7 protein-coding genes and 1 riboswitch are annotated in these 11,749 nt (G+C 36.7%); of the genes, 2 read left to right on the plus strand and 5 right to left on the minus strand.

The annotated features are described in order from the left end of the window. Positions 1-438: 438 nt before the first annotated feature. The 5 genes from GX497_17860 to GX497_17880 form a co-directional block, all read right to left on the minus strand. Positions 439-1,764: an NCS2 family permease gene (locus GX497_17860; GenBank protein ID HHY75045.1), complete on the minus strand. Its 1,326-nt coding sequence runs from the start codon at positions 1,762-1,764 to the stop codon at positions 439-441. A gap of 149 nt (positions 1,765-1,913) precedes the next feature. Further along, a riboswitch (purine riboswitch) is annotated at positions 1,914-2,015 on the minus strand. 98 nt (positions 2,016-2,113) lie between these two features. Next, positions 2,114-3,634 (minus strand): glutamine-hydrolyzing GMP synthase, encoded by a 1,521-nt coding sequence (guaA, locus tag GX497_17865; protein ID HHY75046.1) that lies wholly within the window; start codon positions 3,632-3,634, stop codon positions 2,114-2,116. 115 nt (positions 3,635-3,749) lie between these two features. Then, positions 3,750-5,909: a DUF4129 domain-containing protein gene (locus GX497_17870; GenBank protein HHY75047.1), complete on the minus strand. Its 2,160-nt coding sequence runs from the start codon at positions 5,907-5,909 to the stop codon at positions 3,750-3,752. Next, entirely contained in the window at positions 5,902-7,095 is a 1,194-nt protein-coding gene (locus GX497_17875) for a DUF58 domain-containing protein (GenBank protein HHY75048.1), read from the minus strand. The genes GX497_17870 and GX497_17875 overlap by 8 nt, the downstream gene beginning before the upstream one ends. Positions 7,096-7,105: 10 nt before the next feature. Continuing rightward, positions 7,106-8,071, minus strand: a complete 966-nt coding sequence (locus GX497_17880; GenBank protein HHY75049.1) for a MoxR family ATPase — start codon at positions 8,069-8,071, stop codon at positions 7,106-7,108. A gap of 306 nt (positions 8,072-8,377) precedes the next feature. Between GX497_17880 and GX497_17885 the strand changes: the two genes are divergently transcribed. Together GX497_17885 and glgP are read left to right on the plus strand one after the other, a co-directional pair. Continuing rightward, on the plus strand, positions 8,378-9,220 hold the full coding sequence (locus GX497_17885; GenBank protein ID HHY75050.1) for a hypothetical protein: 843 nt from the start codon (positions 8,378-8,380) through the stop codon (positions 9,218-9,220). Positions 9,221-10,145: 925 nt separating this feature from the next. Continuing rightward, positions 10,146-11,717 carry an alpha-glucan family phosphorylase gene (glgP, locus tag GX497_17890; GenBank protein ID HHY75051.1) on the plus strand — a complete coding sequence of 524 codons (1,572 nt, stop codon included), beginning with the start codon at positions 10,146-10,148 and terminating at the stop codon, positions 11,715-11,717. Positions 11,718-11,749 lie beyond the last annotated feature (32 nt).

The raw sequence follows: 11,749 nt of genomic DNA on the forward strand, positions 1-11,749 counted from the left end.
GGTTTGATTGCTCAAAATTTTTACTGACTTGGTTGTTGGATTCTACTATCCAACCTTTTTTTTGCACGCTTGACATTTTGTTTAGTTTTCAAAGAACATTTTATTTCGCTTTGTTTTAGCGACATTTTATATGTTACCATCCATCTTCGTAGAAGTCAACGACTTTTTTTAAAAGTTTTTTTAGCCTTTCGAAACAAGTTACACTTCAAAGATGAACTTTTTTATAATATCATCTTACTAGCTTAATAGTCAACTAATATTTTAAATAAAAAAAAACGTAATCAAGTTATCATTCTTCGCGGTCATGATCGCCCTTGATTAACACATTCTTGGCCGCATTCTCACTCTTGCTGATCCCAAACTTTTATCCTTATTGTCTGCCAAAATAATAAAGCACCCAAAGAGAAATTCCCTGGGTACCTGCAAATTACCAATCTATTACTCTCTTAAGAATAAGAAATATGCAATAAAGATAAAGAATAAACCATACATGATTGGATGTACTTCTTTAGCTCGTCCTTTTACAATCATTGTAATAGGATAGAAAATGAAGCCAACAGCAATACCTGTTGCGATACTATAAGATAAAGGCATTGTTACTAGTGTAAAGAATGAAGGAACTGCTATTTCGAATTCTCTCCAATCGATGCTACCAACAGATGTAGCCATTAATACACCTACAATAATAAGCGCTGGAGCTGTTACGAACGGTGTTACAACGCCAAGCAACGGTGAGAAAAATAAGGCTAATAAGAAACATATTCCTGTTACTACTGCAGTAAATCCAGAGCGACCACCAGCTGCAACCCCTGCTGTAGATTCCACATAAGAAGTTGTCGAAGATGTTCCTAGTACTGCACCAACGGAAACCGCTGTTGCATCTGCCATTAACGCTTTGCCTACACGTTCCAACTTATTATTTTTCACAAGCCCTGCTTGATTTGCAACCGCCACAAGCGTTCCTGTTGCATCAAAGAAATCTACAATGAAAAATGTTAATATTACACCAATCATTTGTGGTGTAAAAACATTTCCTAAATGTGCCAAAGCTGCTCCGAATGTTGGCGTAATGTCTGGAACAGGTGCGATTAAGCTGTCAGGTTTAGGTATTAAACCGATAATCATACCCGCAACTGCCGTAACAACCATTCCGACAAAGACAGCAGCGTTTACTTTTCTAACCATTAAAATGATAGTAATTAACAAGCCAAAAATAGTTAATAATGCATTTGGATCTTTCAAGTCAGACAAAGCAACGAAGGTAGCTCGGTTTGATACAATAATACCAGCATTTTTTAAACCTATAAAAGTAATAAACAACCCTATACCGGCACCAACTGCATGTTTTAATTCATTCGGTATAACATTAATTATTTTTTCACGGATACCCGAAAGCGATAAAACAATAAAAATAAGTCCTGATACAAATACGCCTGCTAATGCTGTTTCCCAAGGAACTCCCATACCTAAAACAACAGTATATGCGAAAAACGCATTTAGTCCCATCCCTGGTGCAAGTGCCAATGGATACCTTGCATAAATACCCATAAAAATTGATCCATAGGCTGCAGCTAATGCTGTTGCAACAAACACAGCATTTTTATCGATTCTTAATTCATCCGGAAAATCTGCCACCCCGTCTAAAGCCAATGTACTTGGATTTACAAACAGAATATAAGCCATTGATAAAAATGTTGTAAGGCCAGCAATAATTTCTGTTCTGTAATTTGTTCCAAGCTGTTCAAACTGGAAATACTTTTTCATACGAAATCCTCCTTTTAATTTTGGCGCTGTTACATCTTAATGTGTATTCTTGTAGCCTTAAAAGTTCATTCCTCAAGAATAGAAAAAGCTCCTAGTATATAGAAATACCAGGAGCTTGACTATTACCGAAGAATAGTAGAAAGGTATAAAATCCCTTCTAACAACCTCGTAGTCAAGCCATTTCCGGTAGCTTGGTAGAAACTCTCGGGCCATATCCCCGACATTATACGACGTCTTATTTCATTATTCTACTAAAATTTACACTCATATTTTATCAGGAACATATTCTATCGTCAATAAAAAATACGAACGTTTATCGTAAAAAAACAATAAACATTCGTATTTAATATTATTCCCACTCAATCGTTGCTGGTGGCTTACTTGTAATATCGTAAACAACACGATTTACATGAGCTACTTCGTTTACAATTCTAGTGGAGATTTTCTCCAACACTTCCCAAGGTATGCGTGCCCAGTCAGATGTCATACCATCAATCGATGTAACCGCACGAATACCGATTGTATAATCATATGTCCTTGCGTCACCCATTACACCAACACTGCGGATGTTAGGAAGAACAGTGAAGTATTGCCAAATGTCACGTTCTAAACCAGCATTTTTAATTTCTTCGCGAAGGATTGCATCTGACTCACGAACAATTTCCAGTTTTTCATCAGTAATTTCTCCTAATACCCGAATACCTAAGCCAGGTCCTGGGAATGGCTGTCTCCAAACAATTTCATCAGGAATTCCTAATTCAGTTCCCAACGCTCTAACTTCATCTTTAAATAACGTATTTAAAGGCTCGATTAGTTTGAATTTCATGTCCTCTGGTAAACCACCAACATTATGGTGTGATTTAATCGTTTGTGCTGTTTTTGTACCACTTTCGATAATATCGGTATAAAGCGTTCCTTGCGCTAAAAAGTCAATGCCTTCTAATTTTGCTGACTCATCATCAAAAACATAAATAAATTCGTTGCCAATGATTTTTCGTTTCTTTTCTGGATCAGAAACACCTTGTAATTTTCCTAAAAAGCGCTCTTTTGCATCGATTTTAATTACATTCATATTAAAACCTTCGCTAAATGTTTTCATCACGCTATCTGCTTCACCTTTGCGAAGTAAGCCATGATCAACAAACATACATGTTAATTGGTTGCCAATTGCTTTATGGATTAATACAGCGACAACAGAAGAATCAACGCCTCCGCTTAACGCACATAATACTTTTTTATCGCCAACCATTTCGCGGATTTTTTTGATTTCAAGTTCAATAAAATTCTCCATTGACCAATTCCCTGTACATCCACAAATTTCAAAGACAAAGTTTTTCAATATATCATTACCATATTCAGAATGACGTACTTCTGGGTGGAACTGAACACCATAAAAGCTACGTGCTTCATTGCTCATAGCAGCAATTGGGCAAGATGGATTTGTAGCATCAACAACAAAGCCTTCTGGTGTGCCAGTAACTAAATCACCATGACTCATCCACACAACCTGTTCCGAAGGCAGCCCTTTATAAATTTTTGACTGGTTTTCGATTTTAATCGTCGCTTTGCCATATTCACGCTGGCCAGCCTTTTCCACTTTCCCACCTAATTTATGGGTCATGAGCTGCATGCCATAGCAAATTCCTAATACCGGGATGCCCAAATTAAAAATTTCATCGTCGCAATCAAAAGCATTGTCCCCGTACACACTATTTGGTCCACCTGATAAAATAATTCCTTTTGGATTCATCTTTTTAATTTCAGCTACATTAATTTCGTGGTCATGAAGCTCACTATAAACTCCAAATTCACGGATTCTCCGCGTAATAAGCTGATTGTACTGACTGCCAAAATCCAGAACTAAAATCATTTCATTTACTTGTTCTCTAATTTCCACTATATTCACTCCTAAAAATAAATACGAACATTCCTTAAAAATTCACGATCATTATTCGCTTTTATCATACCAACGCCAAGACCGTTGGTCAAGGTACTATCTTTTTAAATAAACTTTCCCATAGTTCAAAAATGATCGCCAATTCCTGAGACTTAGGCTCCCTTTTAGAATACAGAAGTTTTTCATAAATTTCCGCTATTTTTTTCATTTCTGAACTGCCTAATTTCACGTCCACTCTAGTAGCAAATTCTCTAAGCGTTTCTCCATCTTGAATTTTTAGACCCTTATTTCCAAGTAATAAAAAAAGAGTTTCAAGCGCTTCTTTTGGGCCAAGCTTGCTTTTACGAATTCGATATTTTGCAAGAATCCAATACGGATACCATGTTGTTTTCATTTTTATTAATAAACCAACTACCAACAAAGCTAGAGCGACGAAAATACTAGCTTCTTTAAAAGGAACATTGATACCTTTAAGCATATCGCTGCCAATTTTCTTATTGCCCTTTTGTTCGCTATCCTTTTTTGCTTCTATATTTTCTTTCTGCTCTTTTTGCTCCTCTGCATTTTGAATAGCTTGTGAAGCTACAGGTACAGCATTCGCGGTAAATATATTTAAATTACTAAATCCCTGTGTCGGCTCAAACGGTACCCAGCCGATTCCTGGAAAGTATACTTCAACCCATGAATGTGCATTTGCGTTTTTTACAGCATAAAGTCTTGCATCATCATCTAGCGGCTTAATAAACTCCCCTTGTGTATAGCCTTTTACCCATCTTGCCGGAATATCAAGCGACCGTAACAGGACAACCATCGATGTTGAAAAATTATCACAGTACCCTTTTTTCGTCTCAAATAGAAATTGGTCAACATAGTCTTCATCCGCTTCTGGTATCGCTACATTTTTCGTTTCATAAAGAAAACCATGTTCTGAAAAATAAGCTTCAATCGCCTTTGCCTTTTCATATCTCGGTGCCTTGCCCTTTGTTATTTCATTGGCAAGTTTTTTAACTCTTTCCGGAAGATTCTCTGGCAACTGCGTATAAATTCTCCTAATGTAGGTATTATCTCCTCCATTTGCCAACTTTAATGCCTCTATTGAAAAAACAGGATAATCATATGTTATTTCATAGGAACGGAGCTGTACTACATCGCCATTTTTTTCTGTAAAAAGCTTACCCGTAAAGGGCTCAGCCAATAATTGTACATTTTGCTCAGTTTTTAATGAGCGAATGCCTGATGGATAAGCAATATGTGGATAAGAACCTGCATTTTCAATCGTTATGTTTGCCTTTAGATTATTTTCTTTAGTAACATTTTCAAAAATACTTAAGTGAATATTATCTTTATCAATTAATATTTGTGGGAACTTTTCAGACACTTCCCAGCCTTTGCCAGTATAAAAATCCTTCGATTCAATTCGCCAATAATGGGCCTTCTTAACCTCTGCTGTAAACACGGTAGTATAATCATTAGTAAAAGCCCCGCCAAGCTTAGAATCATCGACATCATAACCGATCTTCTTAACCCCGCTATCGAAAAATTGCTCTTGTGCAGCACTTTTAATAAATGGAACAGGATCAGGCCATTGCGGTCCTATTTTCGGTACGTTTAATCCAAGCACAACGGATAAAGCAATCATGAAAGACAACGGAAGGAGCCAATACGGCCTAACCGCAATGCCTTCTTTTTCTTGTAAGCGTAACATTTGCAGCGAAGCTACTATTAAAAGTCCAATAATAATCGTACGAACAATTGCATTACCTGCATCGTAGCGAGTAAATGTATCTAAAACCCCTAAATAAATAATCGTAATAATATAAAAACCTAATATCCGCTTCGCCTGAATGAGCCAATACTGCATTAAATAACTCATGACCCATAATAAAATAAGAAATAAAAAGCTGCGGAATAAGTTTGACATTTCCAGCCAACGCGCATCTAAAAGTGCTTGCGTGTTTATGCTGGCATCTTCATACAAACGATAAAGCCAACCAATTTGTAGGAATGACCCTTCAAAAAAGAGCTGGTGCAAGATATACAATAATAGTACAAAACGGATTGGGACCGAATACCAAAACGGTATTTTTAAAAAATACAGCAAAAAGCATGCAGCCGTAAAAACGATAAAATAAAGGCTGTTGCCTGTATCTGTCACAACTTCAAGCGGCCGCAGCCATTCCCAAAATAATATGAAGCCTAAACTGTACAGCCCTACATTATATAGATTAAAGCGGTGCTGATTAGTCATTTGTTTTCACCCCAGCTGTCCCAAAAGCTAACTCCTCATCCATCGCTCTTATCGTAATATTTTGATTGATTAGCTGTTTACCATATTTCTGAATGTGATCAACTAAAGAAAGGATTATAATAATTTTCCGTTCTTTGTTTGCGAAAGTCTTCATCCTTTCAAAAAGCTGTGGATTCATATGGTCTGTCACTACAATTAATGTACCTTTTTCAGGAAGCTCTGCTTTTTCTCTTTCCAAAACCTCTGAAAGCAAATAATTTGAATCATTTTTAATAATGGCCAAATGATATAAAACTTGATTACGCCATTCTGCCGATTTTTTATATAAAAAAATAGTTCGTTCTGCTCCACACGAAAGTAGATTGAAAGGATGTCCAGCTTTATAAAGCTCCTCTGTTAATGAAGCTGTATAATGAACGATTTTCTCAAATGCAGCCGGATTAATTTGATTCGCCCTATCCATACAAATGAAGTAACGGTGATCTTCGGTCCTTTCAAACTCTTTAGAGATTAAAGTGCTTTTCTTAGCTGTCATCTTCCAGTTAATCCAAGACAGCCGATCGCCCCGCTCGTATTCGCGAATACTAGTCGGTATCATCGTTTCTTTTTTATCATCCAAGCCCCTCGCAAGCGTTCCCGCTCCAACATGTTTTTCTAGAAAAAATAAATTTAAGCGCTGCCGCTTTGGATAGACGATTACTTTGTTTTCAACTTTAAATGAATTTTCTTTTCTTATTAGACCTAAAAAATCAGCAGATGCGACCGTTATTTCTTTAAAAATATGTTCCCCCCGCGGTAATTCAGTTAGCTCATAGGCTACGCTAAATTTTCTTTTAAATAAAGGGAAAAGCATTCGCTTCTCTTGCCCTTCTCCTACTGAAAACGTATCTTTGATGATTAAATAATAAAGAGGAAAGGGAAAGCTTCTCGTTATTTTGATTTGGACTTTTACTGTATCTCCCGCTTCATACACAAGTTGCTCATCGATGGCTCTTTCAATCTTCCAAAACTTAAACGAATAGAAAGCAATTAGAATAGAATAAAACAAAAATGGAAGAAAGCTATAAAGAAGAAACCAGCTAACAAAGCCACCTTGGAACATCGCATAAGCATATAAACTAACAGCACCTGCCACTAATAAGATGATTTTGCCCCATATTTTAAGCAGATTCATTATAGTTATCATTGCTGTGACCTCACCACGCTTTACGAACAGGAACTTGAAGACGATTAATAATTTCCTCTAGAATTCCTCCAGCAGTTATATGCTTATAGCTAGCTTCAGAGTTTAAAATAATCCGATGTCCAAAAACGAACGGTGTTAAATATTTGACATCATCCGGAATGACGTAATCCCGTCCAGAAATAAAAGCAAAAGCTTGTGCCGCTTTCATTAAAGCAATGGAACCGCGCGGACTAGCACCGAGATAAACAGATGGATGACTTCTTGTATAATTGGCAATATCGACAATATACGTTTTAATTGATCCATCAACAAATATTTCTTTTACTTGCTTTTGCAGCACCAACAATTCTTCTATTGTTAATACTGGCTGCAGTTCCTCAATTGGATGCATTGTAGCTACATTTTCCAGCACTTTTATTTCTTCGTCACGTGTAGGGTAGCCCATTTTCATTTTTAGCAAGAAGCGGTCTAACTGTGCTTCTGGAAGCGGATATGTCCCTTCATATTCAATTGGATTTTGCGTCGCTAAAACCATAAAAGGTTGTGGCAGTGTCATCGTTGTCCCATCAACCGTTATTTGTCCTTCCTCCAAACTTTCCAGTAGAGCAGACTGCGTCTTTGGAGATGTTCGATTAATTTCATCAGCAAGCACAATATTTCCCATAATCGGGCCCGGACGATATTCAAATTGCAGCTCCTTTGGATTGTAAATTGAAATTCCCGTTACATCAGAAGGCATTAAATCAGGGGTAAATTGAATTCTTTTAAATGTGGCATTAATCGACTTCGCAAGCGCCCGTACCATCATCGTCTTTCCAACGCCCGGCACATCTTCCAAAAGAACATGGCCCCCGGCAAACAGCGCAACTAAACATAATAAAACCTCTTCCTGCTTGCCAACAATCACTTTTTCAATATTATTTATGATTTTTTCAACCGTAGGATGTAGTTGTTCGTGGCTAACTTTATATTTCATCAAAATCCTCCTTTGATGGTAGCTTTCCCTTTATATCTACTAAAATTTAATTATAACGTAAAAAGCTGATAATTACTTTAAAAATGGCACCCTAGTTTTTTCCATGTAATTTTAATTCAGTTGACAATTGACTCCCCCTCCAAAAGTCACGAATTAGCGGAGTTATTTTATAGGTATAAATATCTATCTATATAAAATTTTGTAAAATCCATGTTATTTTCACTTTTGACCAGCCAAATTATGGTATTATGTTAGAAGTTTGTCATTTAGGTTTTATTTAATTCTATAAAATAAGGAGTGGAAGAAATGTTAAAGAAATCCCTTTCAGTTGTTTTAGGCTTTGTCTTAGTTTTAATGCTCGCGGCCTGCAACCAAACAGCTCAACCTACGGAAAAAAGTAACAATGTAAGCAAATCAAACTTAACTGTTGAACAGCTATTTGAACGGTCAACAGAAGCATCAGCTACTATTAAAAGTTTTACTGTAGATATGGATATGAAGCAAAATATGAGTGGAGTACCTGAAGTTGGAGACATGGTTATTGATTCAAAAATCGAAATGCAGTTCGTCACAGACCCTATTCAAATGTATCAAAAATTAAAAATGAACATGGGTGAAGAAGTTGGAAACATTGACACAGAAGTCTATTTAACAAAGGATGGAATGTTCATGTATGAGCCTACACAAGGGGGCTGGATGAAGTTCCCAACAAATATGTCCGAAGAGTTAATGAATTTATCTAACCAACAAGGAAATCCACTTGATGAGTTAAAAAAGCTACAATCATTTATCGATGATTTTTCATATGAGGAAGATAATAAGAACTATATTTTAAAGCTAACCGCTTCTGGTGACAAGCTCACGCAATTTATTAAAGAAACAATGCAGTCGCTTTCTCCTGAATTAGCGGAGAATGAAATGTTAACTGAAGGTATGAAAATTAATAATATGAAATACGAAATTGCGATTGACAAAGAAACCTATCTGCCAAATCAATTACATGTTGTGATGGATCTTGACTTTACTATGGAAGGTGAAACGATGCGCCTTAGCCAAACAGTAAATGGCGTTTATACAAGCTACAATGAAATTGACAGTATTACCGTTCCTAAAGACGTTCTTGATAATGCTGTTGAGATGGATATGTAACAATACCTGCTTACCGCTATAATCCGATCCGCCTAATCAATTAACTTGACTAGGCGGTATTTTTTGTTACCGAACCACCAAAATTTTACACAATCTATCTGAATTGCTTACACTAGACCTGCAAATTTTTATCTCTGTACGATAGTATGTAAAGACAAGAATTTCTTCATTATTCGCCGACGAGTTTTGTAAAATAAACTTAAAGTTTGGGGATTGATACACTTAAGCTAAACCAGTTAGTTCAATAAGAAAGAAATACATTGTTTTTCAAAATCGATGTATACTTCAGCATGTTTTCTCAAATGATATTGAAAAAAGGTGGTAATTACATTGTTTGACTTGTATTTCATTTTATCTAGTTTGGGATTGTTAATGTTGGTGGGAGGATTATTTTATACCTTAAGAATTGGGAGATTGGTCAGTGCTAGGCAAAGCGAACTAGATAATGAAATCAATGAAAAGATTCGAAAACATTCTATATTGCTAAATCCAGTTTTTCTTGCTTATATTATTGGAATTGGGCTTGTCATTTTATATATGCTATATCATGTTTCTATTTCCTATTGATTACGATTGTGAAAATGTGCATAAACGGGGGGCGTTGATTCAAGAAGGATCGACGCTCTTTTTGTTGAACTATGGTAACAACCAGTAGGTAATAAGATTAAAGAGGCTTCACGTATTGAGTCATCTTTTCCTAAAATTATAGACGAACTTTTTTCTATTGAACACTCCTTTATTTCCAAAATGGGCATTCAGTCGAAAGACTACGTCCCTATTTTTCTTCCCCTTTTATACACATTTCCGTATAATGGAAGTCAAAGTGAATAGCATCTTAGATTATGAATAATCACTACTATTTTACAGATTGGGGAGGAGTTTTGTGGGAAATACAAGGCAGTTGCCAACTGTTGCTTATTTTTGTATGGAATATGGCTTGGATTCAGAGCTGAAAACATATGCTGGTGGGCTTGGGATTTTAGCAGGCGATTATTTAAAGGGAGCCCAGGAATTCAATTATCCAATTATCGGAATCGGGATTAAATGGAAGCAAGGCTATACAGACCAAAGAATAGATGAGAATGGTAGACTTTATGATGCTTTTTACAATAATGAGTATGATTGTTTAGAAGATACTGGTGTTTCAGTGATCGTTACGATTAGACAGCGGGAAGTTGTTTGTAAGGTTTGGAAAGTTGAACATTATGAGAATGCACCATTATATCTTTTAGATACAGATTTGCCTGAAAATGAAGATAACTGGATTACCGGACAATTATACGGCTGGTTTGGGGAAGAACGGATTGCACAAGAAATGGTGCTTGGTATTGGTGGTGTTCGGGCGTTACAAGCATTGGGAATCGATATTGATGTTTATCATTTTAATGAAGGGCACGCTTTATTTGCTGGCTTTGAATTGATTCGAGAAAAAATGAATCAAGGATTAAAGTTCGAGGAAGCCGTTAAAGCAGCAAAGGAAAAAATCGTCTTTACGACACATACGCCGATTATTCAAGGAAATGAATCGCATTATTTGGATCGATTAATATATATGGGCGCAAATAACGGCTTAACATTAGAACAGCTCGTTGCAATTGGCGACTCACCCTTTAATATGACCGTTGGCGCGTTGCGATTAGCACGCAAATCGAATGCCGTTGCCCAGCTTCACTCTAAAACAGCCAACAAAATGTGGGCTCATGTTGAAAATCGCTCAGAAATTATTGGCATTACGAATTGCATCCACAAGAAAACATGGGTTGATGAACGGATGCTTGCGGCCGCTGAAGATAACGGCGATTTATGGACTATTCATCTGGACAACAAAAGAAAATTGATTGATTTTATTAAAGAAAGAACAGGTGTTACCCTTAAAGAAGAAAAGATGATTATCGGCTTTTCGAGACGTGCGGCACCTTATAAGCGCAGTGATTTTATTTTTACAGATGAAACGATTATTGGGCCGTTATTGCAAAGCGGACAAATTCAAATTGTTTTTTCTGGAAAAGCACATCCATTAGACGATACTGGCAAAGAAATTGTGATGAAGCTTGTTACGATGACAAAAAAATATCCAAATTCCGTTGTCTTTCTTGAAAACTATGATATGGAAATTGGCAAAATGTTAACAAGGGGCGCTGACGTTTGGCTAAATAACCCTAGAAGACCGAAGGAAGCAAGTGGCACATCAGGCATGAAAGCGGCGCTGAATGGGGTCCTCAATGTCAGTACGCTCGATGGCTGGTGGCCGGAAGCTTGCGAGCATGGCATCAATGGCTGGCAATTTGGCGATGGCTTTGAAAATGATGATGAGGTAAAGCTAGATGCCCATGATATAAAAGCACTTTATGACGTACTGCTAAACGAAGTCCTCCCAACCTATTACGAAAACCAGGAAAAGTGGGTTGAGATGATGAAAAATAGCATCTTCAGCACAAAAGACAAATTTGATATGAAACGGATGCTTGAGGAGTATTATCAATATTTATATATGTAGAAATTAAAATGGGGGAATCAGCGAAAAGGCCG

Origin of the sequence: Bacillus sp. (in: firmicutes), from assembly GCA_012842745.1 — a bacterium.
Taxonomy (GTDB): Bacteria; Bacillota; Bacilli; order Bacillales; family Bacillaceae_J; genus Schinkia.

What these genes read in the sequence shown, in the direction of transcription:
- GX497_17860 (HHY75045.1), bottom strand. Translation starts at nt 1,764, where the DNA reads ATGAAAAAGTATTTCCAGTTTGAACAGCTTGGAACAAATTACAGAACA.
- guaA (HHY75046.1), bottom strand. Translation starts at nt 3,634, where the DNA reads ATGATTTTAGTTCTGGATTTTGGCAGTCAGTACAATCAGCTTATTACG.
- GX497_17870 (HHY75047.1), bottom strand. Translation starts at nt 5,909, where the DNA reads ATGACTAATCAGCACCGCTTTAATCTATATAATGTAGGGCTGTACAGT.
- GX497_17875 (HHY75048.1), bottom strand. Translation starts at nt 7,095, where the DNA reads ATGATAACTATAATGAATCTGCTTAAAATATGGGGCAAAATCATCTTA.
- GX497_17880 (HHY75049.1), bottom strand. Translation starts at nt 8,071, where the DNA reads ATGAAATATAAAGTTAGCCACGAACAACTACATCCTACGGTTGAAAAA.
- GX497_17885 (HHY75050.1), top strand. Translation starts at nt 8,378, where the DNA reads ATGTTAAAGAAATCCCTTTCAGTTGTTTTAGGCTTTGTCTTAGTTTTA.
- glgP (HHY75051.1), top strand. Translation starts at nt 10,146, where the DNA reads ATGGAATATGGCTTGGATTCAGAGCTGAAAACATATGCTGGTGGGCTT.